Source organism: Achromobacter sp. ACM02, assembly GCF_014851605.1.
Taxonomy (GTDB): Bacteria; Pseudomonadota; Gammaproteobacteria; order Burkholderiales; family Burkholderiaceae_B; genus Achromobacter; species Achromobacter aegrifaciens.
In genome coordinates this window covers 289303-312068 of sequence record NZ_JACUZY010000003.1, presented here as the reverse complement: position 1 = coordinate 312068, position 22766 = coordinate 289303, and the positions used below count along the sequence as shown (strand labels likewise).

Genomic DNA, 22766 nt, shown 5'->3' with positions numbered 1-22766 from the left:
AACGATACCCTACCCGCTGCCGGCGCGGCGACGACGCATGCTAACGGCCGCCGATGACAGGATGTCCGGGCAGGCGCGCGCCGCCCATGAAAAAGGCCGGCATGTGCCGGCCTTTCCGTTTGCTGTGCCTTACTTCGCGGGCGTTTCGGCGGGCTTTTCGCCTGCGGCCGGAGCGGCCGGGGTGGCGGGACCGGCCGGGGCCGAGGGCACCGACGCGTCGGGCTTGGCCGGAGCGGCGGGCACGGAACCCGCGCCGGGAACCGAGGCGGCGCCGGGAACCGACGAGCCAGCGGGAGCAGGCGCCGCGCCCGGCACTTGCGGCACCGAACGGTCGGCCGGGAAGCTCTGCATCACGCCCGAGTCGACGGCCGGGCCGCTATTGCCCTTGTGGCTGACATAAGCCAGGCCGGCGGTGGACGCGAAGAAGACCACGGCGGCCCACTTGGTCGCGCGCGAGAGGAAGTTCGCCGCGCCGGTGGCGCCGAACAGGCTGCCGGCCGAGCCGCTGCCGAAGGCGGACCCCATGTCGGCGCCTTTGCCCTGCTGAAGCAGGACCAGGACGATGATAGCCAGCGCCGAGATCACTTGGACGGCCAGCAGGATTTTGAGCATCAAGGGCATTACAGACTCCGGAACGGAAACTTAGATAGCGGCGATTCGCAAAAATTCTTCGGCCACGAGCGACGCGCCGCCGACCAGGGCTCCGTCGATATCAGTCATGGCGAACAAACTGGCGGCATTGGCAGCTTTGACGCTGCCGCCGTACAACACTTGCACCTGCGCGGCGCCCAGCGCGCGCAGGGCGGCGCGGATGGCGCCATGGACTTCCTGCGCCTGCTCGGGGCTGGCGGTGCGGCCGGTGCCGATGGCCCAGACGGGCTCATAGGCCAGGACCATGCGCGAAACCGCCTCGGCGCCCAGCGCCAGCACGGGCTTCAACTGGCGTTCGATCACGGCCAGCGTGTTGCCGGCTTCGCGGTCGGCCAGGGACTCGCCCACGCACACCACCGGCGTCAGGCCGGCGGCCAGCGCGGCCTGGGCCTTGGCGGCGACGGCTTCGTCGGTCTCGCCGTGCAGCACGCGGCGCTCGGAGTGGCCGGCCAGGGCCCAGCGGCAGCCGAATTCCTTCAGCATGGCGCCGGAGACTTCCCCGGTGTAGGCGCCCTTTTCATGGGCGCTGACGTCTTGCGCGCCCCAGGACACGCTGCTGCCGGTCAGGGCCGACGCCGCCTGCGCGAGATAGGGGAACGGCACACAGATGCCGATTTCGCAGTGGCTCGCAGCATCCGCGGCGCGCAGCTCGGTCAGCAACGCGGCGTTCTCGGCCAGGTTGCCGTGCATCTTCCAGTTGCCCAGCACGAGGCGGGCGCGGTTTTCGACTGAAGTCATGGCGAGGTATCTGTATCGGTTGGACTGGGGCGAGCCAAGGGCTGCGTAGCAACCGCCCACGGGCCTGCCTGGAAAAAATTCCAGGCGAAACCCGTGATTGTATCCTGTTGCGGGACGCTACGCCGAGCGCCCCCCATTTCTTACATGGTCAGGATGATTTTGCCGATGTTTTCACCGCTTTCCATCATGGCATGGGCGCGGGAAGCCTCGGCCAGCGGGAAGGTGGCGTGCACGATGGGCTTGATGGCCCCTTTTTCCAGCAAGGGCCAGGCCTGTTCGCGCAGCGCACGGGCAATGGCGCCCTTGAAGGCGACCGGGCGGGGACGCAAGGTCGAGCCGGTGATGGTCAGGCGGCGGCGCATGACCTGGGCCGTGTCCACATTGGCGTGGGAACCACCCAGTTGGGCGATGATGACGATGCGGCCGTCGTCGGCCAGGCACTGCATGTCGCGGCCGATGTAATCGCCGGCCACCATGTCCAGGATCACGTCCACGCCGCGTCCGCCGGTGGCGTCCAGCACTTCCTTCACGAAATCCTGGGTCTTGTAGTTGATGCCGCGTTCGGCGCCCAGCGCTTCCACGGCGCGGGCCCGGTCGTCGCTGCCGACGGTGGCATAGACCTTGTGGCCCATGGCGCGGGCCAGCTGGATGGCCGTGGTGCCGATGCCGCTGGCGCCGCCGTGCACCAGCAGCGCCTCGCCTTCGGACAGGCGGCCGCGGTCGAAGACGTTGCTCCAGACCGTGAAATAGGTTTCCGGCAGGCCGGCGGCCTCGATGTCGGACAGACCCTTGGGGATGGGCAGGCATTGCGCCGCGGGCGCCACGCAGTATTCCGCGTAGCCGCCGCCCGCCACCAGGGCGCAGACCTTGTCGCCCATGGCGAAACCGCTGCCCGCCAGGTCGCCGCCGACGATTTCGCCGGCCACTTCCAGGCCCGGCAGGTCCGAGGCGCCGCGCGGCGGCGCGTAGTTGCCCTTGCGCTGGAACACGTCGGGACGATTGACGCCTGCGGCGCTGACTTTGATCAGAACTTCACCCGCGCCGGTTTCCGGCGTGGGGCGCTCCACGGGGACCAGGACCTCGGGGCCACCAGGGCGAGAGATTTCTACGGCGTGCATCGCGTGCCTCCTTTGCAGCAAATGGATTATTATTGCGCCCTTTACGGCGTATCGTGTTCCCGGACTGGCAGATTGTTTGCCTGATGGCCGGATCGCCGGAATATACGCAATACCAGGAAGCGTGGCAGAGTGGTCGATTGCACCGGTCTTGAAAACCGGCAACGGGCAACCGTTCGTGAGTTCGAATCTCACCGCTTCCGCCAAGAAACCCGATGCCAGCGCGCATCGCCGCCCGCAAGGCGGCAGGGGCCTACAGGCTGCCGTACGAATGCAGCCCCGACAGGAACATGTTCACCCCCAGGAAGGCGAAGCTCGTCACCACCAGGCCGGCGAGCGCCCAGTAGGCCGCCACCTCTCCCCGCAATCCCTTTAGCAGCCGCATGTGCAGCCAGGCGGCATAGTTCAGCCATACGATCAGCGCCCAGGTCTCCTTGGGATCCCATTGCCAGTACGCGCCCCAGGCGTCGGCGGCCCACAACGCGCCCAGCACGGTGGCCACGGTGAAAAAGGCGAAACCCAGCGCGATGGCCCGGTACATGATGTCCTCCAGCACCTCCAGGGACGGCAGCCGGCGGGCAATCGGCCGGCGCAGCGCCAGCACCGCGCCCACGAGGATGGCGCCCGCGCCGAAATACAGCATCCACACAGGCGGCAGCCGCCGCGAGCCGAAGATCATCGGCTCGGCGCATAGCAGCGCACCCAGCAGGAAAACCGGAATCAGGCGCTTGCCTGCGGCGCTCTGCCCGTGCAGCTTGACCAGGTAGGCGAAACCCACCGCGCCCGCCAGCGAGAACGTGCCGTAGCCAATGAAATTGGCCGGCACGTGCAGCTTCATCCACCAGCTTTGCAGCGCGGGGACCAGCGGCTGGATCTGATGGGCGCCGCGCGCGAGCGAATACCAGGACAGGAAGACGACCATCGAGGCGACCACCAGCATGACGAAGCCGCCCAGCGCCCGCGTGGCGTAGCGGGCCTCGTAGTAGAGGTAGAACAGCGCCGTGACCAGCGCGAAAAAAACAAATACCTCGTACAGGTTGCTGACTGGAATGTGTCCGACATCCGGTCCCAGCAGATGCCCTTCGCGCCAGCGCACCAGCAGGCCGGTCAGCCCTGCCCATACCCCGCCCCACGTCAGGACAGTGCCCAGCCAGGCGATCGCGGGCCGGGCCAGTCCCGCCCAATAGCAGAGCGTGCCCAGCACGAACAGGCAGCTCATCCAGAGTATGGACGACTGCGACGACAGCAGGTACTTGAGCAGGAAGACGCTTTCGGCGCGCCCCAGGTCGCCCTGCAGCAGCCCTGCCCCGCCCGCATACAGCCACACGGCCAGCAGCGCGCTGGCGCCGCTGGACAGGGCCAGAGTCCGCAAGGGGCGCCACAACCATCCCAGCCAGGCCAGGGCCGGCACGGCGCCGATCAGCATCGCTTTCTCGTAGCCGTTCAGGAACGGGCCGAACTCCGCCAACGCATAGGCGCAGCCGGCAAGGCAGATCAGCAGGAACGCGGCATCGGTCCGGTTCAGGCGCCTGCCGGTCCGGGCTGCGGCATTCGGAACCTCCGGCACGGGCCGGCGGGAAGTCAGCGGGACGGACCCGGTAGCGGTAATCGGCATCGCAGCATCTCCATGCGTGACCGTCCGCCCCAGGTTGCCCACAGGCCGAACGAATCTTATATTGTCATAGGACAAATTGATTCTACGAACGACGCGGCAGCGCCGCATAGCGATGCCGCCGGTCCCCGCGCTGCGCCACCGTCCCTACCGGAAACGCGGCAGGCGTGCTAGACACCCGCGCAGCGCGCTTCGTCCAAAGACGGGCGAGACGCCGCCCGGTCCGGACAGGATTCCTGCAATTGTTTGCAAGCCGCGTGCACGCGCGCCATGGCCTGGGCGATCTCGCCAGTATCCAGACCGGCAAAGCCGAACAGCAGATGTCGGGGCTCGGCGCCCTCGGCCGCACAGGCGGCGGCCTGGGCCAGCGGATACAGCCTCACGCCCTGCGCCAGCGCGGCCGCGGCGACCGCGTCGGCGGGTGGGCTGTCCGCCGGCAGTTCGAAGGCCAGGTGCATCCCTGAATTCTGTCCGCTGATCCGGCCGCGTCCGCCCCAGACCTTGCGGATGCCGCGCAGCAGTTCGTCGCGCTGCGCCTGGTAGCGCCGCCGCAAGGTCTGCAGGTGGCGCGCGAAACTGTTCTCATCGAAGTAGCGCGCCAGCACGGCCTGCGTCAGCCATGGACTGCCGTTGTTGAGCAAGGCCTTGCGTTCGACGAAATCGTCGACCAGCGCAGGCGGGCAAACCATGTATCCCAGCCTCAGGCCGGGCCCCAGCGTCTTGGAGAACGTCCCCAGGTACACGACCTGCCGCGGGCTCATCGCGGCCAGCGGCATGGGCAGTACAGACTCATAGCAAAAGTCGCCGTCGTAGTCGTCCTCGATGATCAGCGCGCCGCTGCGGCCCGCCCATTCGAGCAACTGCCGTCTCCGAGACAGCGACATGGCGTGGCCCAGGGGGTACTGGTGCGACGGCGTCACATAGGCCAGCCTGGCCGGCCCTTCCGGCAACAGATCCGTGCGCAGTCCCTGCCCGTCCACCGGAACCGGCGCCTCCTGCGCGCCATGCCGCCGCACCAGATTCCTGAATCCCGCGTAACAGGGCGACTCGAACACCGCCCTGCCGTGGCGGTCCAGGAAATGCGAGGCGATCAGACTCAAAGCCTCCTGGCTGCCGGCCGTGATCAGCACCTGTTCCGGTTCGACCTTCAACGCCTTGGCCGCCGACAGGTAATCGGCAATCTGCACGCGCAAGCCCCACAGGCCGGCCGGTGGCGCATATTCGGCCATGGCGCAGCCCGCATGCCGCAGCAGCTGGTTCGACAGCGTGATGAACTGGCGCAGCGGAAAGGCGTGGACCGAGGGACGGCCGACCTTGAAGTCATAGCGCAGGGGCATCGGCGGCGACTGGCCGCAGACGCCGCTGGACAGAGCCTGGCTGACGGCGTCGGCGTAGACCGGCGGACGGTCCTGGACGAAATCGGGGCAACGCGGATTGATGACCAGGCTGCGGTTCAACGTCACGAAATAGCCGCGGCTGGGCTTGCTCTGGATCAGGCTGGAATCGATCAGCAGTTCATACGCGCCCAGCACGGTGTTCTTCGATACCTGCAGCAGCGATGACATCCGATTGATGGCCGGCAGCCTGTCCCCTTCCTGCAGCCGTCCGGCGCGTATCAACGCCTCGATCTGGTCGGCGATCTGCTGCTTGTAGGGTTTTGCATCCTGGCGGGATAGAGAGAGCGGGAGTGAAAACATGGCGGACAACCACAGGACAAAAAATGGCGCCGGCCTTTCGAAGCGGCGCGGGCCGGCCGCGCTCCGTTTGCTATCACGGTAGTGCTTTGGCCACGGCATCACTTTGTCCTATGTCAAAAAACAGATTGGACCGTAACCATTGCGCAGGCGTGAGCCGTGCCTTATCGGCCCGGCGCCGCGATGACACAGTGCATGTGCCGCAGTTTCGGCAAAACCTTACGGGAGAGATCGACATGCACACCAAGCTATTGAGCGCGGCCTTGCTGTTCGTCTCGGCCGGCGCCGCCTGGAGTGCGCCGACCGGGGAGCACCTCAAGGCGAATCAGCTGTTCCAGCAGAACTGCGCCGTCTGTCATGGCGCCGACCGCGGCGGCTACATCGCGCCGGGCCTGACCAGCGACCGCCTGGTCCAGAGCGAGGCGGCGCTGCGCGGCACCATCATGACCGGCATCCCCGACACGCTGATGCCGCCCTTCGTGGGCCGCCTGTCCGACGAAGAGATCCGGGCGCTGGCCCGGCTCATCAAGACGCAGACGGCGGACGATCCCAAATGGGGGCTGGACCAGATCCGCGCCAGCGTGCAGGTGGTGGTAGACGAAGCCACCCTGCCCGCCAAGCCGACCTACGCCATCGACACCGTCTACGACCTGATGGTGGTCATGGCGCGCGGACGCTATGGGCGTGGCGACGCGGGCAACAATGCGCGCACCGTGTTCCTGGACGGCAAGACCAACAAGGTGGTCGGCGAGATCGCCACGCCGGTGGCGCCGCACATCATGGATTTCAGCCCCGTGGCGGAACGCTGGGCCTGGCTCAAGAGCGACGACGGCATGGTCTACAAGATCGACCTGTACTCGCTGCAGATCGTGCGCAAGGCCAAGGTCGGCCTGACCGGCCCCGGTATCGCCCTGTCCAACGACGGCAAGTGGCTGGCCATCAGTTCGTTCGTGCCCAAGAGCGTCGCCATCCTGAAGGCGGACACGCTGGAACCGGTCAAGTACATGGACCTTGAGGGCGAAGATCCGGACGGCAAGTTCGTCAAATCGGCCGGCGGGCCCGTCATCGGCAGCCGGATCAACAATAAGTTCGCGCTGACGCTGCGCCAGGCTGGCCAGATCTGGATCATCGACCCCGACAAGCCCGACATGCCCGTGACCAAGCTGACCAAGGTCGGCCGCATGCTGCATGACACCTTCCTCACGCCCGACGGGCGCTACTCCATGGTCGCGTCCTATGACGACAACAAGATCGTCGCGATCGACTTCAAGGACGACAAGGTGGTGCGCGACATACCCGCCGGCTGCCAGCCTCACGTCGGATCGGGCGCGGTGACCGAAGTCAACGGCCGCTTCCTGGCCTTCGGCACCAACATCGGCACCTGCGCAAAGGGCTCCGTGGTCACGGTCTGGGACACCAAGGACTTTTCCGTGGTCAAGCAGATCCCGGTGGCCGGAGCCACCGAATCGCCCGCCGCGCATCCGAACGCGCCCTACGTGGCGGTGGACATCGTCGACAAGGACAAGCGCGCGGCCTGGATCCAGCTGATCGACAAGAACACGCTGGAAGTGGCCAAGACGCTGGACGTGGGCGGGCATGCCTTCTTCCCCGACTACAACCGCACCGGCAATTACCTCTATGTCAGCTCGGGCTACTGGGGCGACCGCATCAAGATCTACGACAGCAAGACCCTGGAGCTGGTGGCGGAACACAAGATGGAAAGCCCCTCGGGCATTTTTTCCCGCGCCCGCACCCGCTGGCTGACCATCGGCCTGTCCGAAACGCGCAAATTCTGAGCCGAGGAACCCACATATGAAAACGCTATTCCGCATACTCACGGCACTGCTGCTGTCCCAGGCCGCCGCGCACGCGCTGGCCGCCGACGGGCAGCCCGCCCTGGTCGCCGGCGGCAATCCCGACACGCTCTCGCCCCGCGTCTCCGCCATGCTGCCGCTATGCGCCTCCTGCCATGGCGCGGACGGCATCAGCGCCGTCGGCCTGTACCCCAATCTTGCAGGGCAGAAGATGGAGTACCTGGTCAAACAGCTCAATGCCTTCAAGACCCGGGAGCGCAATGACCCGGTCATGAGTTCGATGGCCGAGCCCTTGAGCCCCGAAGCCATCCAGGAACTGGCCCAGTACTTCTCCAGCCGCAAGTAAGGGAGCAGGCCGCCATGGACGCGCCATCCGCGATGCTCTTCCCGGTGTACTTCAACCTGGCCGGCCGGCGGGTGGTCGTGGTGGGCGGCGGGGCCGTGGCCGAACGCAAGATCAGGCTGCTGCTCAGGGCCGGCGCCGCCGTTGCCGTGGCGGCGCCGGCCCTGACGCCCTGGCTGCGCGCAGCCGCGGACCAGGACCAGTTCCAGCATATGCCGGCCGTCTTCTCGCCGGCCTGCCTGGACGGCGCCTGGCTGGCGGTGGCCGCGACCGATCAGGGCGGCACGAACCAGGCGGTTGCCGCGGCGGCGCTTACGCGCCGCATTCCCTGCAACGTGGTCGACGATCCCGTTCTTTCGACGATACAAGTGCCCGCCATCCTGGACCGTTCTCCGCTGGTGGTGGCGATTTCTTCAGGAGGCTGTGCGCCCGTGCTGGCGCGGCGCATCCGCGAACGGCTCGAAGCCTTGCTCGACGAAAGCACGGGAGATCTGGCCCGGCTCGCGGCACGCTATCGCAACCGCATCGTTGCGCGCTTCCGCGACCTGGAGCAACGTCGCGACTTCTACGACTGGATGCTGGACGGCCCGCTGCCCTCGTTGCTGGCGACCGGCGACGGCAGGCAGGCCGTTCTGGCCCTCGAAGCCGCGATGCAGGCCGATACCCTGCCCCGCACAGGCAGCGCGGCGATATTGGCAGCCGCCGACGGTCCCGCCGATCTGTTGACCCTGCGCGCTTTGCGCCTGCTGAACCAGGCCGACCTGGTCGCGCACGTGCCGGCGGTCAATCCGGCCATATTGGACAAGGCACGGCGGGACGCGGCGAGAATCGAGCTGAAAGGCCCTGGCCTGCAGCCTGATCCGGCGGTGGCCGCAGGCGCGGGACTGGACTGGCTGGCCCGCCAGGTGCATGCGGGCCAGCGCGCCGTCCTGCTGCTGGGAACCGCGCATGACGCGAAGCTGCTGGCGCGACGAATATCGGCTTGCGGCGTGGCATGCAACGTCCTGTGAACGTCCGGCCCCGGACCAGCGCCGCGATCAGGAAGTCAGGTCCCCGCTTCCTCGCCACCCGCCAGCGCAGCCGCCAGATAAGCCTGGCCCCGCTCGCTGAAGGACAGCGACGCAGCCGCCTGCCTGCCGGCTTCGTCCATCTTGTGCCAGGTCTTCTGCAACACCGCGACGACCTTGTCCGGATAGCGTTCGCAGAATTCCTCGTACTGGTGCTCCAAAAACACCAGGCACAGCGCGTTCTCCATGCATTGGACGTCGGCATCGCGCTTGATGCCCTGCTTGCGCACGATCTTCAGCACCGCCTGTATGGTTTGCGCGTCATGGCCTGCGCTGGCTAACAGCCTTGCGGCGACGTCCGCGTGATGCTCCTTGAGCGTATTGCGCCATTGCAGATAGCCAGCCCTGCCGGCCGGACAGGCCTCGCGCGGGACCTCCCAGCGGCCGATGTGCTGGCAGCGGGCGGCCAGCCGCAAGGCAGAACCGGCCTGCGGGGCCAGCTTCGTCACCCAGGCGTGGAGGAATTGGGCGTGCAGCCATTCGCGCGGCTGCATCGCGCCATTCCAGGCGACCAGATTGGGATCGCGCCGGTTGTACTCATCGAACAGCTGCCAGGCGCGCTGCAGCGGCGCGTCTTCTGCATCCACCGGGTTGGGCGGGAATTCCATTCACACTCCTGTCTCGTCTTCGGTCAGATAACAGCCGGGGTCCTCGGCCCAGAGGTCGCCCGACTGCTTCTGCGCACGGATGCGGGTGTTGCCGTTGCAGATATCCAGGTGGGCGCAGCTGGCGCAGCGTCCCTTGACGGGCCGCGGCCGCAGCCGCAGCAGCTTGAGCAAGGGTTCGGCGGGATCCGACCAGATCTCCGAAAAGGGCCGCAAGCGCACATTTCCCAGAGTGTAGTGCCACCACATGGTGTCGGCATGGACATTGCCGCGATTGTCGATGTTCGCGACGTTCATGCCGCTGGCGTTGCCGCCCCACAGGCGCAGCCTGGCCTCGATATGCGGCGCGCTCTGCGGGAACCGGCGACGCACCCAGTGCAGGAAGAACACGCCGTCGGCATCGTTATTGCCGGACGTGAACTCACGCGGTCTGCCGGCCGCGGCTTGTTCCAGGCAGGTTTCGAAGATCCGCTCCATGGCCGCGCGCGTCATGCGGTGATGGCTGTCCTCGCCCCGGTTGCGGCCGCCGCGGCCGGCGTAGTTCAAGTGTGAAAAGTAGAAGCGGTCGACATTCTCGGCGTCCAGCAATGCCAGCAGCCCGGGAAGATCGTCGGCGTTGCCCTGGGTCAGGGTGTAGCGGATGCCGACCTTAAGGCCGCGGTCCCTGCACAGCCGGATGCCTGCCAGCGAGGCATCGAAGGCGCCCGCCTCGCCCCGGAAGCGGTCGTGCGTCGCGCCCAGGCCGTCCAGCGAAATGCCCACGTAGTCGAAGCCGCAACCGGCGATGGACTCGATGTTGCACCCGTCTATCAGAGTGCCATTGGACGACAGGCCCACGTAGAAGCCCATGGCCTTGGCCCGGCGCGCAATATCGAAAATGTCCGGCCGCAACAGCGGTTCGCCGCCAGACAGGATCAGCGCCCTCACACCGTAGGCATGCAGATCGTCCATGACTGCGCAGACCTCGGCGTAGTCCAATTCGCCGGCGAAGTCCTTGTCGACCGAAGCGCAGTAGCAATGCCGGCAATGCAGGTTGCAGCGCCGGATCAGGTTCCAGATCACCACGGGCCCGGCCGCCCCACGGCGCGGCGCAAGCGGCGTGGGACGCAGCAGTTCAGACACGAAGGCAGAGATGCGGAACATGCGGAATTCCTCGCTATGCTGCCGGCCCCTGGCCTTCTTTCAGGCGCAGACCGGTCTTTTTCAGGATTGCCGAGGAAAACAGCGCGTCGTGCGCACGCAGGGCGTCCGGAAAGCGCGCGTGCAAGGCCTCGGCGACTTCATCGATGCGCGCCAGCACCGCCGCGCGATCGGTCCCGTGCAGCATGGCGTAGAGGTTGTAGCGCCACAGCGGCGGATGCCGGGGACGCCGGTAGCAATGGCTCACGTCCGCGCGCTGGCCCAACCAGGCTCCCACAGCGTCGGCCTGACCGTCTTCCACGTCCCAGACCGACATGGCGTTGGCCACGAATCCGAGCGCGTAGTGGTTGGGTACCACGCCGATGCGCCGTATCACGCCGCGCGCGAGCATGTCGCGCAACTGCGCCATCACCTCGGCTTCGGTGACGCCCAGCCGCGCGGCCACGGCCCGGTATGGATCCCGCCGGATCGGCAGCCCCTCCTGCGTGGCGCGGACCAGGGACAGTTCGAACGGAGTCAGGCCGGCTGCGTCCATCTCAGACCTCCAGCTTCATTTCAAGGAAGTACTCGCGCTCCTTCGGAAACGCCAGCACGGGCAGGCCCGTCTCCTGCTCAATGGCGCGCAAACAGGCGGCAACTTCGGCGGGATCAGCCGCCGCCAGCACGAACCACATGTTCAACGCATGCTCGCGGCGGTAGTTGTGCGCCACTTCGACCCGGCGGTTGACCAGGGCCACGACCCGCTCCCATTGCGCCTGCGGCACGGCCATCGCCGCCAGGCAGTACGCGCCGCCGGCGCGCTCGATCTGGAACAACGGGCCGAAACGGCTCAGCGCGCCGCACTCGCGCAAGCGGGCTACCCGCGCGATCACGGCGTCTTCGTCCAGCCCCAGCGCCCGCGCGACGTCCGCGAACGGACGCGGGCTGATCGGAAAGCCGCCCTGCAGGCGGTTGATCAGCTTGCGGTCGGCAGCGTCCAAGCCCAGCGGCATGCCCGCGGCAATGTCCTTGGACCTAACCATGCGTCGCCTCTTCCGGCACGAACCTCGCACCGCGCTGCTTGAAACATCTGGTCGAGAACAGCACCGCATGCGGCCAGGCATCAAGTCCAAGACGGCCGGCGATGGCATTGCGCAGCGCCTGCACCGCTTTCCGCTCCTTGCCGTGGATCATGCAGAAGAGGTTGTAGGGCCATTGCGGCAAGCGCCGCGTGCGCCGGTAGCAAAGCGTGACGCCGGGCTCGGCGCCAAGCCGCTGCCCCAGCGCATCCACCCGCGTGTCGTCCACGTTCCAGACGCACATCGCATTGGCGCGAAAGCCCAGCTGGCGATGTCTCAGCACCACGCCGAAACGGCGGAACAGGCCTGCGCGCTGCCAGCGCTCCAGCAGGCGCAGCGTCTCGTCCTCATCCAGCCCCGCAAGTAGTCCCAACCGGCGATAGGGGTGCGCGCAAAGGTCCAACCCATCCTGCACGGCATGGAGCAAGGCCTCTTGCGCGCTGCCGGCGGGTGGCAGCACGGCTCGTCCGCCGCTGCGCTGCGGCGTCGTGCGTTGTTGTGGCGCGCTCAGACTGAAACCCAGGTCGATGTGGTACTCGGCCTCCATGGGCAAGGCCAGCGGCTCGCAGCCGGAGGCCTGTGCGATCCGCGCCAGCAAGCGCGCCAACGCGCCAGGCTTGCGGCAGGCGGCGACGAACCACAAGTTCAAGGCATGTTCGCGCTCGTAGTTGTGATTGACCTGTGGCAGGCTGCTGACGTAGGCGGCAACCTGATCCAGGCGGGCGGACGGCACGTGCATGCCGACCAGCGCGCTGGCAAAGCAGGACTGGTGCAGCACCGGACCGACACGGCTCACGAGCCCCTCGCGCTGCCACCGCTGAAAGCGCGCCAGCACCGTGTCTTCATCCAGGCCGACGCGCTCGGCCAGCAAGGCGTAGGGCCGCGAGACCAGCGGAAAGTCCCGCTGCCAGCCATCGAGCAGACGCAGATCGGAATCGGACAGTTCAGAAGCCAATGCGGCCGCTCCTGTTGGTGAAGAAAATGCCGCTGGGCTTGGGAATGTCCAGCGTGGCGCCGCGTTGCAGCGTCCGGGTGTCATACACCACCACCCGGTCATCGTCGCGCGCCGACAGCCATACCGCCTCTCCTCGCGGCGTGAATTCCATGTGCAACACGCCGCGGCCAGGTGCCAGCGTCCGGACCACGGCCAGGGTTTCGGTGTCGATGACCTGTACCTGGCCGTTGTCCGGCACCGCAAAGTTGACCCAGACGCGGCGGCCATCGGGCTGCGCCATGACGAACACCGGCTGGCCCAGCGTGGCGATGCGGCCGGTCTCCTGCCAGGTGGCGGTATCCACCACCAGCACCTCGTGCCTGCCGATGGCGGGCAGGAACAGGCGTCCGCCCGCCGCGCTCCAGCCTCGCAGGTGGGGCATCTTGTAGACCGGCAACGCTTCCTCGCCACGCCCATAGCCCTGCAGGATCTTGCGCACGCCGGCCTCCGGATGCCAGAGGTCCATCATGGCCAGCGCATCCTCGCCGAACAACCCGGCGATGTAATAGCGGCCGTCCGGGGTGACCAGCGCGTCGTAGGGCTGGCGACCGGCCTTGTGGCGTTGTGTGGCCGGCCGGGCGGGGTCCGACAGATCCGTGATCCAGATCTCGCCCGCGTCGAACAGCGCGTAGGCGAACTTCTGTCCAGGCAGGTCCGCCAGGCCGACGACCTTGGAGCGCCTGCCCGGCGCATACTCGGCGGGCACTTCGCTGATCTGGCGCAAGGTCACAGCGTCGAAGACCTTGATGCCGCCGGGCGTGTAGTTCTGCACCACGATCAGCCGCCCGTCCTGCGAAATGGCGCCGCCGATCGCATTGCCGGACTGGATGATGCGACGGTCCACGCGTTTCCGCAGCAGATCCACCTTGGTCAGCCCGCCGTCCCGGCCGAAGACGTAGCCGTAGCGGCCATCGCGGGAATAGGCGATGTGCGCATGGGAAAGGTCGCCCAGCCCTTCGACCCGCGCCAGCCGGGTCTGTCCGCTGGTTTCGACGATGGAGACGGCGCCGTCGGCACGCTCTATCACCATGCCCAGGTCGTTGGTGCCGCGCGGGTCGGTGGCCGCGGCGCAGCCGGCCAGCACAACGGCGGCCAGGACGAGCAGGAAACGCAGTTTCATGAACGCTTTATTCCTCTGGAAAGCCCTTGAGCAGCCGCGCGGCGATCCAGGCGGCTTCGTCGGGCGCAAGCATGCCGCGCCACCCGGGCATGGCGGTGCCGGGCAGCCCGTGCAGAATCGCCTGTTCGAGATAGGCCGGCGGCTTGCCAGCAAGCGCTTGCGGCGTCAACGCCGGCCCCAGGCCGCCATTCAGGCGCAATCCATGGCAGGAGCCGCAGTCCTGCCGCACCAGGTGTATGAGTCGCTGCTGATCGGCGGGATCGAGGTCCGGCGCCGCCTGCGTCCGGCCCACCGCCGCTCCCAGCCCCGTGCAACAGGACAGCGCCAGGCATGTCAGGCCGCGACCGGGGCGCATGGCTCGGCCGCGTCACGCAACAACAGCTGTCCCGCCGCGGCGGCGGACCAGGCGCGCTGCGCCAGACGCACCACGTCGCCGACCACCAGCAGCGTGGGCGGCTTGAAGCCGGCCACCAGCTGCGGAATCTGGCGCAAGGGGGCCACCGTCCAGTCCTGGGCTTCGGTGGTGCCGGAATGAACCAGCGCGGCCGGCGTGTCGCCGCCGCGCCCATGCCGCTGCAAGGACGCGACGATCTCGGCGGCGTTGGCCACCGCCATGTAGAACACCAGGGTACAGGTGGGATCGGCCAGCGAACTCCAGTCCAGTTCAAGGCCGGCGTCGTCCCGCAGATGGCCCGTGATGAAACGCACGCTGGCCGCCACGCCCCGATGCGTCAGGGGTATGCCCAGCGCTGCCGCGCAGCCGTTGGCGGCGCTGATGCCCGGCACGACCTCAACCTGCACGCCGTGCCGCGACAGGAACAGCAGCTCCTCGCCGCCGCGCCCGAAAATGAACGGATCGCCGCCCTTCAAGCGCACGACGCGGGAGCAAGACCCCGCCAGCGCCAACAGCAGCTGATGGATGTCTTCCTGCCGGTGGCGGCAGTCGCCCGCCATCTTGCCTACGTCATGGAACTGCGCGGCGGGATTGATGAGGGGCAGGATGCCGCCGCCTACCAGCCTGTCGCAGACCACGGCATCGGCCTGCTGCAATAGCCGCAAGGCGCGCACCGTCAGCAATTCGGGATCGCCCGGACCGGCGCCAACCAGGTAAACCGTTCCGCTCACTACTCCCTCCCTTGCAGCCAGGCTGCGCAAAATAAGGCTTCAGGAGGAAGTGTAGGAAGCGACAGGCGGCTGCAATAGGTACGGTCGACGCAAGTGCAATGGGTGCGCCAGGGGCGTTCAGGACGCCTGGGCGCGCAAACGCGCCAGGATCTGTGCGCGATGCTGGTCCAGGCCGGGGACCTCCCGCGCCATCGACGGCAGGGGTTTGGAGAACTTCACCGGGAAGCCCACCACGCGTCCTGCCGGCGTATCGGCAACGACCCCGCGATGTCTGACGTGCGGGTCCTCGAACACTTCATCGTGCCGCAGTACTGGCGTCCAGGGGATATCGTGACCGTCGAACAGGCGTTCCCAATCCGCCAGGCTGCGGCTCTTGAACAATTCACGCAGTCGATCGTTCAAGACCCGCTTTTCGCGCATCCGCCCCGCCCTCGTCTGGTAGCCCGGCGCGTTCAGATCCGGGCAGACCGGGGCCAGCGCCACGCAAAGGTTGCGCCAGAACGATTCCTCCAGAATGCCGAGCGCAAGATGCCGGCCGTCCGCCGTCTCGAAGACGTCGTTGTCAGGCATGACATGCGGCAGATGCGCCACCTCCGGGCCAGCGGGACCGTTCATCGCCTGCAATGCAGGGGCCATCCATGCCGTCATGGTGTCATGGATCGACACGTCCAAATGCTGCCCCACGCCGGACTCGCGCGCGTCCTGCACGGCAGCCAGTATCGCGAGCGCGGCGTGCATGGCCGCGCAGTAATCCGACAGACGCAATCGCGGCCGCGCCATGACATCGCGCACCTGCGACGGCACGGCCCAGTATCCGGCCAGGGCCATGTAATTCACGTCATGGCCGGGCCGTTGCGCATAGGGCCCTGTCTGCCCGAATCCCGAAATCGAACACAGCACCACCCGCGGATTGACGCGCGCCAATTGCGTGTAGTCCAGTCCCAGATTGGCCATTACGCCAGGCCTGAAACCCTCCACCACGACGTCGCTGCCTGCCACCAGTTGCAGCAGGACGCGCTTGTCTTCTTCGCGCTTCAGATCGAGGCAGATGGACTGCTTGCCCCGGTTGTACTTGGCGAAGGTCTCGGCTCCCAACTGGCGAGCGGTGTCGCCCTGCGGCTTTTCCACCTTGATCACGGTCGCCCCCAACTGTCCCAGCAACATGGCGGTGTACGGCCCAGGGTGCAGTTGGCCCAGGTCGAGCACAGACATGCCGCTCAGGTAGCCCGCCGCCCCCTGCTCTGCGCCGGCGCTCATGCGAGTATCCCCTTTGCGATGGTATTGCGCTGGATTTCGCTGGTTCCAGTGACGATGCGGTACAGGCGCAGGCGGCGGAAGATGAACTCCACCGGATGGTTCTTCGTCACTCCCACGTTTCCATGGATCTGCATGGCCTTGTCGGCAATTTCGAAGCAACGCTCGGACACGAACAGCTTGCACATCGACGCCGCATCGCGCACGTCCTCGCCCGAGTCGGCACGCTCTGCCGTGGCAAGCACCATCTGTTCGCAGGCATAGAGGGCCGTCGCCATGTCGGCCAGCATGTGCTGGATGGCCTGGAAGCGGCTGATGGGGCCGCCAAACTGCTGACGGTGCTTGGCGTAGTCCACAGCCAGCCTGAAAGCCTGGCGCGCCAGGCCTATCATGGTCGGGCAATGCAGCAGGCGGTTTACGCTGACGCGGTTCATGGCGATCTTGAAACCCTGCCCTTCCTTGCCGATCAGGTTCTTCTTCGGCACCCGGACCTGATCCAGCACGATGTCCGCATCGACATACTGGCCTGTCATCGGCACGCAATCGTGCACCAGCCGTACGCCGGGGCTGTCCAGATCGATGAAAATCGCGGATATGCCTTCCGCGCCCCGGTCAGGATCGGTGACGCACATGGTGATGGCGAAATCGGCGAACGTCGAGGCGGTAATGTAGTGCTTGACCCCGGTCACGATGTAATCGTCGCCGTCGGCCACCGCGACGGTCTGCAAGCGGGTAGCGTCGGAGCCCGACTGCGGCTCGGTCATGGCGAAGCAGGCGCCGCGCTCGGCGTTGACCACGGGCATGATGTAGCGGTCGTGCTGGTACGGGGTCGCATACTGGACCAGGTTGCCGATGCGCGAAGGACCGCCCCAATCCCCCAGCACATGGGGGAACAGGATGGCGCCGGATGCCGCGACGTCGTCCTTGAGCACGCACAGGTCGCGGTAGGACAGCCCCTGCCCGCCCAGCTCGCGCGGCAGCTGCGCTCCATAGAATCCCAGCGCCCGGCATCGTTTCCACACGGACTGCACCAGGTCGCGCCCGAACTTGTCCTCGTACCCCAGGCCGAGCGACTGTTCCAACGGTATGAGTTCGTCCTGCAGGTACTGCTGCAACCGGGTGCGCAGGCCGGTCAGCGCCTGTTTGTCGTCTTGGGCCATGTCGTCTCCTTTGAGTAGTCCCCAGCTTGACAGCGCCCGGCATCCTCGCAATTATCTTTTCTTCGTTTTCAATAACCTGGCGGAATCATGAGGCTGGAAGATCTGGACTATTTCCTGGCGGTCGCGCGGCTGGGCCATGTCGGCCGGGCCGCCGACGGCATAGGCGTCAGCCAGCCTGCACTGACCAAGGGCATCCGGCGCCTGGAAGAAGAACTGAAACTGCAGCTCTTTGTCCGCACGCCCAAGGGCATGGAGCTGACAATTCCAGGACGCGCGTTCTACCAGCGCTCGATGCAGGCAAGGCGGGAACTCGACGACGCCATGCAGGAAGCGGGTGACCTGCACCGCGGAAGCATCGGCTTGCTGCGCGTCGGCGTCACGCCGCTGCTCGCGGAATCGTTCTTCAATCCGGCCTGCATCGAACTGCTGGCGCAACGACCCGCCGCCAAGGTCCAGGTCATGGTCAGCCTGAACGATGCCTTGATTCCAGCGTTACGGCAGGGAGACCTGGACTTCGCCATCAGTTCGCTGTTCGAATCCGCCTCCGCGGCGGAGTTCGAACGGGAACCCTTGTTCGCAGACAAGCTTTTCGTTGCCGTGCGCCCGGGCCATCCCTTGCTGGGCCGCCGCAAGATCCGCTTTGCCGATCTGGCGGGGTGCCAGTGGATGCTGCCGGGACCGCAGGCGGCATCACGGCGCTGGCTGGAAGCCAAGTTCGAGCAACACGGGTCGGCGCCGCCCAACGTGACGATCGAATCCAACGCGTCGGTATCGGGATTGCTGGGCATCCTGCACAGCACGGACCTGCTGACGCTGGTCAGCGAAATCACCCTGTCCGCGCATGCCGGCCAGGGCCTGAGCATCCTGCCCCTGGACGACATGACATGGCATCGGCAGATCGGCGTGCTGACGCGGCGCAACAGCTACCAGTCGCCGCTGACGCAGCGGCTGCTGGAAATCCTGCGGGAGCATGCCCGGGCCCGGGCGGGCGCCTAGCCCTCAATCCGCCTGCAAGCCCAGCTTGTCGATGAGCGGCCCATAGCGGGCGGACTCATCATCGATGAGCTTGCGCAGCTGCTGCGGCGTGCCGGGTATGGGCGTGAACGATTGCGACGCCAAGGCCTCCAGCACCTGGGCATCCTGCATCGCGCGGCCGACGGCGGCATTCAGCCGGTCGATGATTTCCTGCGGCGTGCCTTTCGGCACGGCGATTCCCGCCCAGCTGCCGCTGTCGAAGCCGGCATATCCCAGCTCGGCCACCGAAGGCACCTCTGGCAGGGAAGCGGCGCGCTTGGCGCTGGTGACGGCCAGCGCGCGGATCTTCCCTGAGGCGATAAAGGGCATGGCGGGCGCGACCGCGACGATGCCGATATCGATCTGGCCGCCTGCCAGGTCATTGAGCGCGTTGCTGCCACCCCGATAGGGCACGTGTATGGCGTCCAGGCCGAAATGCTGCTTGAGCGTTTCAAACGTCAGATGCATGGATGAGCCCACCCCCGGGCTGCCGTAGCTCAGTTTGCCTGGATTGACGCGGGCGTATGCGAGCAGCTCCTGGAATGTCTTGACCGGCAAGGCGCTGCTGACCAGGACCACGTGCGGAGCGATGCTGAGTCCGGATACAGGCGCCAGATCCGCGATGGGGTCGAACGACAGTTTGGGCGAAAGATGCTTGGCAATCGCGAAGTTGCCGCCGTACTCCAGCAGGGTGTAGCCGTCCGCAGGCGCGTTCGCGACCTTGGCGCCGCCCAGATTGCCGCCGCCCCCGCCCACGTTCTCGACGATGATGGTCTGGCCCAGTTCCTTGCCCAGGGGCACGGCGACCAGGCGGGCGATGTAGTCGAACTGGCCGCCAGCCGAGAACGGCACGATGAAGCGTATGGGCTTGTCGGGGTAGCCGGCAGCCCCGGCGCCAGCCGCCTGCGCGGGTCCCGCCATGAGCGCGGCAAGCCCCAGGCTGACGGCCGCCAGGCAACGGGCCGCCCTGTCCCGCAGGCGGAAATTTCGCTGGTTCATGTTGTCTCCTGTTCTTGTGCAAGGCGGGACCGATGCTGGCCCCGCTTTCGCATAGAGGTAACCCGCAGGCCGCCTGAACGTCATGCCGCATCCAACGATTTCCATAACGCAGGGGAATCGCACCCGCACGATAACGGCGCGGCATGAGGATTCGCGTCCTGGTTATCCGCGGGCGCCTTGCCGCCCCGCAGGATAGCGGCAAGCCAACCCCAGACACGGACACACCATGAACCAAGGCCGATACACCACCCGCAATGCGCGCTATTGGCGCGACCGTCCCGCCGTCATTTTCGGCGACAGGACGCTGAGCTTCGGACAGCTGGAAACCCGCTCCAACCGCCTGGCCAACGCCTTGCTGGGCCTGGGGCTGAAGAAAGGCGACCGCGTCGCCATTCTGGCCTGGAATTGCCCGGAGATCATCGAACTCGAATGCGCGCTGTACAAGGCGGGACTGGTGAAAGTGGCCCTGAACGCGCGCCTGTCGAACCAGGAGGTGCTGGATTCGGTCAACAATGCCGATGCGGCGGCCTTCATTGTGGACCCAGCCCATGTGGAAGCAGCGCAATCCCTGCTGGACGGCTTGGAGAACGTGCGGCATCGATTGGTGATGGGCGCCAGCGACATCGAAGGCTGGCGCTCATACGAACGCCTGCTGGAATCGGCCGCCGACAGCAACCCGGACGTGCCGATGCAACCCGGCGACCTGGCCGTGCTGCACTTTACGTCGGGCTCGACGGGCAAGCTCAAGGCCGCCATGCAGACGGTAGGCAACCGCCTGGCGTCGCTGCGCAAGGTCGTGATGGGCCGCATGCGCGCCAATCCCGGCGAAGTGCTGGCACTCGCCGGCCCCATTACCCACGCCAGCGGCATGTTCATGCAGCCCTTCCTGTTCCAGGGCGGAACGATCCTGCTGCATGACCGGTTCGACCCCGAGAGCTTCCTGGCCTCCGCTGCCCGGCATCGCGCCGCCTTCAGCTTCATGGTGCCCACGATGGTCAACATGCTGATCGCGCATCCGCGGCTGCATCAGCACGACCTGAGCGCGCTGCGACAGATTTCCTATGGCGGCGCGCCGATGGCGCCGGCCCGCATCCGCGAAGCCTGGGAAGCCCTGGGACCCAAGCTCAGCCAGGGCTATGGCGCGGGTGAAACCACCGGCGGCCTGGTGCTGCTGAGTGCCCTGGACCATGCCGCAGCCATGTCGGGCCACCCGGAACGGCTGCTCTCCTGCGGGCGTCCATTCGGCGAAAGCGAGGTTCGTCTGCTGGACGAAGACGGCCGTGAGGTCGCGCCCGGCGAGGTCGGCGAGATCACCGCCACCGGCCCCGACATCTTCGCAGGCTATTGGCGCGAACCCGAGCTGTCCGCGCAAGCCCTGCGCGATGGCCGACTGCATACCGGCGACCTGGCTCGGATGGACGATGCAGGTTTCCTCTATGTCGTGGACCGCAAGAAGGACATGATCATCTCGGGCGGATTCAATATCTACCCTACTGAAGTCGAACAGGCGCTGTATCAGCATCCGGGCGTGTACGAAGCCTGCGTTTTCGGCGTGCCCGACAAGGTGTGGGGCGAGTCCGTCAAGGCTGTGCTCGTGCTCAAGCCTGGCGACACCACCACCCCGGCCGATCTGATCGAGCATTGCCGCAAGCACCTGGCGGATTTCAAGAAGCCTCGCAGCATCGAACTGGTGGCGGAGTTGCCGAAGAACGCCAACGGCAAGCTCGCGCGCAAGCAACTGAGGGACGCGCACTGGGCGCATGAGGAGAGAAAGGTGGGCTAAGGGCACCACTAGGCGTAGTATGGGGATAGATGCTGTTCACGCTCCTAGGGCCGCGCGGACTCGCGCCGCCCTCCACACCCTCAGGAGGTTGTCATGTACAAGCACATACTCATCCCCATCGACGGATCCGAGCGTTCCTATGCCGGCCTGGCGCAAGGACTGGGCCTGGCCAGCGCCCTGGGCGCAAGCGTCACGGTGCTGACGGTGTACAGCGCCTACCGCCCGACCTCCATGGAAACGGTGCACCTGGAGGGCGTGCATACGGAATATGAGCGCGAGGCCCAGGAACTCGCCAAGTCGTACCTGTCGCAAGCGACCGCGCAAGCCAGCGCCGCGGGCGTGCCCTGCACCACCGAAATGCGCGAAAGCAACAACCCGGCGCAGACCATCATCGATATCGCCATGACGCAAGGCTGCGACCTGATCGCCATGGCCTCGCGCGGCCACGGCGGACTGGCGGCCGTGCTGCTGGGCAGCCAGACGCAGAAGGTGATGGCGCATTCGACGCTGCCGGTGATCGTCTACCGCTAAGACCGGCGCTTGGACTAGACCGCGGCGCGCGCTCCGTAGGTCTTCGGTATGCCAGCGGCGGCCACGCCGCTGCGCAGGCTTTCCTGCGGCAGCGCCTGGGCCAGCAAGGGCCGCGCCTGCAGCAACCGCGACAGATCCACGCCCGTGCGGTAGCCCATGCTTTCCAGCATGAAGACCAGGTCTTCGGTGACGATATTGCCCGACGCGCCAGGCGCGAAGGGACAGCCTCCCAGGCCTCCCAGGCAGGAATCGAAAGCGCGGATGCCTTCGTCCAGCCCGGCCAGCGCATTGGCCAGGCCCAGCCCCATCGTGTCATGCAGGTGCAGCTTGACCAGGCGCGCGCCCACGGCGTCCTGCGCGGCGCGCACCGCATCGCGCACCAGCGCCGGATGGGCATAGCCCACGGTGTCGGCCAGCGCGATCTCGTCGGCGCCGGCCAACGCGGCGGCGGCGGCCACCTGCGCGACACGGCGCACCGGCACCACGCCTTCCATCGAACATCCGAAGGCGGTGGCGACCGCCGCATCGATGCGCACGGGCCGCGGCTGCGCCCGCACCCAATCGACGATGGAGGCCAGCACCTCCACCTGTGCGTCGGTGCCCTTGCCGACGTTGGCGCGGCTATGCGTGTCGCTAACGGAGACAGGAAACGACAGCGCGTGCGCGCCAGCCTCGTAGGCCGCAATGGCGCCCTTGAGGTTGCAGACCAGGGCAACCACCGTCAAGCCCTCGATCTTCAGGACGTCGGGCAGGACCGTACCCGTATCGGCCATCTGCGGCACCAAGCGCGGCGACACGAAGCTGCCCGCCTCGATCTCGCGCAGGCCGGCGTCGGCCAGCTGCCGGATCCAGCGCAGCTTGTCGGCCGCGGACATCATGCCCTTGGCCATTTGCAGCCCGTCGCGCGGACCCACTTCGCAAAGCCTGATTTCCTGGTTCATGTGCTGTC

General features: G+C 66.8%; 23 protein-coding genes and 1 tRNA gene. 7 read left to right on the top strand and 17 right to left on the bottom strand.

Annotated features, from left to right (window positions below; all coding sequences use genetic code 11):
* Window positions 1–129: 129 nt before the first annotated feature.
* The 3 genes from secG to IB258_RS10325 all read right to left on the bottom strand — a co-directional run bounded on the left by secG (window position 130) and on the right by IB258_RS10325 (window position 2507).
* The gene (gene secG / locus IB258_RS10335; protein ID WP_192352543.1) at window positions 130–621 is read right to left on the bottom strand and encodes a preprotein translocase subunit SecG; all 492 of its coding nucleotides are present in this window, start codon (window positions 619–621) and stop codon (window positions 130–132) included.
* Window positions 622–642: 21 nt separating this feature from the next.
* Window positions 643–1389 carry a triose-phosphate isomerase gene (gene tpiA, locus IB258_RS10330; protein ID WP_054450238.1) on the bottom strand — a complete coding sequence of 249 codons (747 nt, stop codon included), beginning with the start codon at window positions 1387–1389 and terminating at the stop codon, window positions 643–645.
* A gap of 140 nt (window positions 1390–1529) precedes the next feature.
* Window positions 1530–2507 carry an NAD(P)H-quinone oxidoreductase gene (locus tag IB258_RS10325; RefSeq protein WP_054450236.1) on the bottom strand — a complete coding sequence of 326 codons (978 nt, stop codon included), beginning with the start codon at window positions 2505–2507 and terminating at the stop codon, window positions 1530–1532.
* Window positions 2508–2622: 115 nt separating this feature from the next.
* On the opposite strand from IB258_RS10325, the gene IB258_RS10320 reads away from it, so the two are divergent.
* Window positions 2623–2710, top strand: a tRNA-Ser gene (locus IB258_RS10320).
* A 47-nt stretch (window positions 2711–2757) separates the two neighbouring features.
* Here the strand turns inward: IB258_RS10320 and ccsB are convergent.
* Window positions 2758–4119: a c-type cytochrome biogenesis protein CcsB gene (gene ccsB, locus IB258_RS10315; RefSeq protein WP_192352542.1), complete on the bottom strand. Its 1362-nt coding sequence runs from the start codon at window positions 4117–4119 to the stop codon at window positions 2758–2760.
* Between the two features lie 167 nt (window positions 4120–4286).
* Complete coding sequence (locus IB258_RS10310; protein WP_192329824.1) at window positions 4287–5813, bottom strand: PLP-dependent aminotransferase family protein; 1527 nt, start codon at window positions 5811–5813, stop codon at window positions 4287–4289.
* A 233-nt stretch (window positions 5814–6046) separates the two neighbouring features.
* Here IB258_RS10310 and IB258_RS10305 point away from each other — a divergent pair, with 233 nt between their 5' ends.
* From IB258_RS10305 to IB258_RS10295, 3 genes are read left to right on the top strand one after another with little or no spacing between them, the layout of a single operon-like run.
* Window positions 6047–7606, top strand: a complete 1560-nt coding sequence (locus tag IB258_RS10305; protein ID WP_192352541.1) for a nitrite reductase — start codon at window positions 6047–6049, stop codon at window positions 7604–7606.
* A gap of 16 nt (window positions 7607–7622) precedes the next feature.
* Window positions 7623–7970, top strand: a complete 348-nt coding sequence (locus tag IB258_RS10300; RefSeq protein WP_054450228.1) for a cytochrome c — start codon at window positions 7623–7625, stop codon at window positions 7968–7970.
* Window positions 7971–7984: 14 nt separating this feature from the next.
* Complete coding sequence (locus tag IB258_RS10295; RefSeq protein ID WP_225590352.1) at window positions 7985–8977, top strand: bifunctional precorrin-2 dehydrogenase/sirohydrochlorin ferrochelatase; 993 nt, start codon at window positions 7985–7987, stop codon at window positions 8975–8977.
* 35 nt (window positions 8978–9012) lie between these two features.
* Here IB258_RS10295 and IB258_RS10290 read toward each other — a convergent pair whose 3' ends face one another.
* The 10 genes from IB258_RS10290 to IB258_RS10245 all read right to left on the bottom strand — a co-directional run bounded on the left by IB258_RS10290 (window position 9013) and on the right by IB258_RS10245 (window position 17490).
* Window positions 9013–9642 (bottom strand): DUF4202 domain-containing protein, encoded by a 630-nt coding sequence (locus IB258_RS10290; RefSeq protein ID WP_119450850.1) that lies wholly within the window; start codon window positions 9640–9642, stop codon window positions 9013–9015.
* Complete coding sequence (gene nirJ / locus IB258_RS10285; protein WP_192352540.1) at window positions 9643–10782, bottom strand: heme d1 biosynthesis radical SAM protein NirJ; 1140 nt, start codon at window positions 10780–10782, stop codon at window positions 9643–9645.
* Between the two features lie 13 nt (window positions 10783–10795).
* Window positions 10796–11314: an Lrp/AsnC family transcriptional regulator gene (locus IB258_RS10280; protein ID WP_054450220.1), complete on the bottom strand. Its 519-nt coding sequence runs from the start codon at window positions 11312–11314 to the stop codon at window positions 10796–10798.
* 1 nt (window position 11315) lies between these two features.
* Window positions 11316–11801, bottom strand: coding sequence for an Lrp/AsnC family transcriptional regulator (locus tag IB258_RS10275; protein ID WP_175181170.1), 486 nt, complete (start codon window positions 11799–11801; stop codon window positions 11316–11318).
* Window positions 11794–12792 (bottom strand): AsnC family transcriptional regulator, encoded by a 999-nt coding sequence (locus tag IB258_RS10270; protein WP_217481787.1) that lies wholly within the window; start codon window positions 12790–12792, stop codon window positions 11794–11796. The genes IB258_RS10275 and IB258_RS10270 overlap by 8 nt, the downstream gene beginning before the upstream one ends.
* On the bottom strand, window positions 12782–13951 hold the full coding sequence (locus tag IB258_RS10265; protein ID WP_192329820.1) for a cytochrome D1 domain-containing protein: 1170 nt from the start codon (window positions 13949–13951) through the stop codon (window positions 12782–12784). Before IB258_RS10265 ends, IB258_RS10270 begins: the two co-directional genes overlap by 11 nt.
* Before the next feature lie 7 nt (window positions 13952–13958).
* The gene (locus IB258_RS10260) at window positions 13959–14306 is read right to left on the bottom strand and encodes a cytochrome c (protein WP_119450845.1); all 348 of its coding nucleotides are present in this window, start codon (window positions 14304–14306) and stop codon (window positions 13959–13961) included.
* The gene (gene cobA / locus IB258_RS10255; protein WP_119450844.1) at window positions 14285–15076 is read right to left on the bottom strand and encodes a uroporphyrinogen-III C-methyltransferase; all 792 of its coding nucleotides are present in this window, start codon (window positions 15074–15076) and stop codon (window positions 14285–14287) included. The genes IB258_RS10260 and cobA overlap by 22 nt, the downstream gene beginning before the upstream one ends.
* Before the next feature lie 117 nt (window positions 15077–15193).
* Window positions 15194–16333 (bottom strand): CaiB/BaiF CoA-transferase family protein, encoded by a 1140-nt coding sequence (locus IB258_RS10250; RefSeq protein WP_192352539.1) that lies wholly within the window; start codon window positions 16331–16333, stop codon window positions 15194–15196.
* Window positions 16330–17490, bottom strand: coding sequence for an acyl-CoA dehydrogenase family protein (locus IB258_RS10245; protein WP_175181165.1), 1161 nt, complete (start codon window positions 17488–17490; stop codon window positions 16330–16332). The genes IB258_RS10250 and IB258_RS10245 overlap by 4 nt, the downstream gene beginning before the upstream one ends.
* Window positions 17491–17577: 87 nt before the next feature.
* On the opposite strand from IB258_RS10245, the gene IB258_RS10240 reads away from it, so the two are divergent.
* Window positions 17578–18486, top strand: coding sequence for a LysR family transcriptional regulator (locus IB258_RS10240; RefSeq protein ID WP_119450841.1), 909 nt, complete (start codon window positions 17578–17580; stop codon window positions 18484–18486).
* A 3-nt stretch (window positions 18487–18489) separates the two neighbouring features.
* Here the strand turns inward: IB258_RS10240 and IB258_RS10235 are convergent, their stop codons facing one another.
* Window positions 18490–19503, bottom strand: coding sequence for a tripartite tricarboxylate transporter substrate binding protein (locus IB258_RS10235; protein WP_158598566.1), 1014 nt, complete (start codon window positions 19501–19503; stop codon window positions 18490–18492).
* A 226-nt stretch (window positions 19504–19729) separates the two neighbouring features.
* Between IB258_RS10235 and IB258_RS10230 the strand changes: the two genes are divergently transcribed.
* On the top strand, window positions 19730–21286 hold the full coding sequence (locus tag IB258_RS10230; protein ID WP_125470928.1) for an AMP-binding protein: 1557 nt from the start codon (window positions 19730–19732) through the stop codon (window positions 21284–21286).
* Window positions 21287–21379: 93 nt separating this feature from the next.
* A complete protein-coding gene (locus IB258_RS10225; RefSeq protein WP_192352538.1) occupies window positions 21380–21817 on the top strand; it encodes a universal stress protein in 438 nt (145 codons plus the stop codon).
* A 14-nt stretch (window positions 21818–21831) separates the two neighbouring features.
* Here the strand turns inward: IB258_RS10225 and IB258_RS10220 are convergent, their stop codons facing one another.
* On the bottom strand, window positions 21832–22758 hold the full coding sequence (locus IB258_RS10220) for a hydroxymethylglutaryl-CoA lyase (RefSeq protein WP_192352537.1): 927 nt from the start codon (window positions 22756–22758) through the stop codon (window positions 21832–21834).
* Window positions 22759–22766: the final 8 nt, after the last annotated feature.

Coding starts and splice junctions, on each gene's coding strand:
- IB258_RS10230 (WP_125470928.1), top strand. CDS start 19,730: ATGAACCAAGGCCGATACACCACCCGCAATGCGCGCTATTGGCGCGAC.
- IB258_RS10325 (WP_054450236.1), bottom strand. CDS start 2,507: ATGCACGCCGTAGAAATCTCTCGCCCTGGTGGCCCCGAGGTCCTGGTC.
- IB258_RS10275 (WP_175181170.1), bottom strand. CDS start 11,801: ATGGTTAGGTCCAAGGACATTGCCGCGGGCATGCCGCTGGGCTTGGAC.
- nirJ (WP_192352540.1), bottom strand. CDS start 10,782: ATGTTCCGCATCTCTGCCTTCGTGTCTGAACTGCTGCGTCCCACGCCG.
- IB258_RS10250 (WP_192352539.1), bottom strand. CDS start 16,333: ATGAGCGCCGGCGCAGAGCAGGGGGCGGCGGGCTACCTGAGCGGCATG.
- IB258_RS10220 (WP_192352537.1), bottom strand. CDS start 22,758: ATGAACCAGGAAATCAGGCTTTGCGAAGTGGGTCCGCGCGACGGGCTG.
- IB258_RS10240 (WP_119450841.1), top strand. CDS start 17,578: ATGAGGCTGGAAGATCTGGACTATTTCCTGGCGGTCGCGCGGCTGGGC.
- IB258_RS10305 (WP_192352541.1), top strand. CDS start 6,047: ATGCACACCAAGCTATTGAGCGCGGCCTTGCTGTTCGTCTCGGCCGGC.
- IB258_RS10290 (WP_119450850.1), bottom strand. CDS start 9,642: ATGGAATTCCCGCCCAACCCGGTGGATGCAGAAGACGCGCCGCTGCAG.
- IB258_RS10280 (WP_054450220.1), bottom strand. CDS start 11,314: ATGGACGCAGCCGGCCTGACTCCGTTCGAACTGTCCCTGGTCCGCGCC.
- secG (WP_192352543.1), bottom strand. CDS start 621: ATGCCCTTGATGCTCAAAATCCTGCTGGCCGTCCAAGTGATCTCGGCG.
- IB258_RS10265 (WP_192329820.1), bottom strand. CDS start 13,951: ATGAAACTGCGTTTCCTGCTCGTCCTGGCCGCCGTTGTGCTGGCCGGC.
- IB258_RS10295 (WP_225590352.1), top strand. CDS start 7,985: ATGGACGCGCCATCCGCGATGCTCTTCCCGGTGTACTTCAACCTGGCC.
- IB258_RS10300 (WP_054450228.1), top strand. CDS start 7,623: ATGAAAACGCTATTCCGCATACTCACGGCACTGCTGCTGTCCCAGGCC.
- tpiA (WP_054450238.1), bottom strand. CDS start 1,389: ATGACTTCAGTCGAAAACCGCGCCCGCCTCGTGCTGGGCAACTGGAAG.
- ccsB (WP_192352542.1), bottom strand. CDS start 4,119: ATGCCGATTACCGCTACCGGGTCCGTCCCGCTGACTTCCCGCCGGCCC.
- IB258_RS10310 (WP_192329824.1), bottom strand. CDS start 5,813: ATGTTTTCACTCCCGCTCTCTCTATCCCGCCAGGATGCAAAACCCTAC.
- IB258_RS10235 (WP_158598566.1), bottom strand. CDS start 19,503: ATGAACCAGCGAAATTTCCGCCTGCGGGACAGGGCGGCCCGTTGCCTG.
- IB258_RS10225 (WP_192352538.1), top strand. CDS start 21,380: ATGTACAAGCACATACTCATCCCCATCGACGGATCCGAGCGTTCCTAT.
- IB258_RS10245 (WP_175181165.1), bottom strand. CDS start 17,490: ATGGCCCAAGACGACAAACAGGCGCTGACCGGCCTGCGCACCCGGTTG.
- IB258_RS10260 (WP_119450845.1), bottom strand. CDS start 14,306: ATGCGCCCCGGTCGCGGCCTGACATGCCTGGCGCTGTCCTGTTGCACG.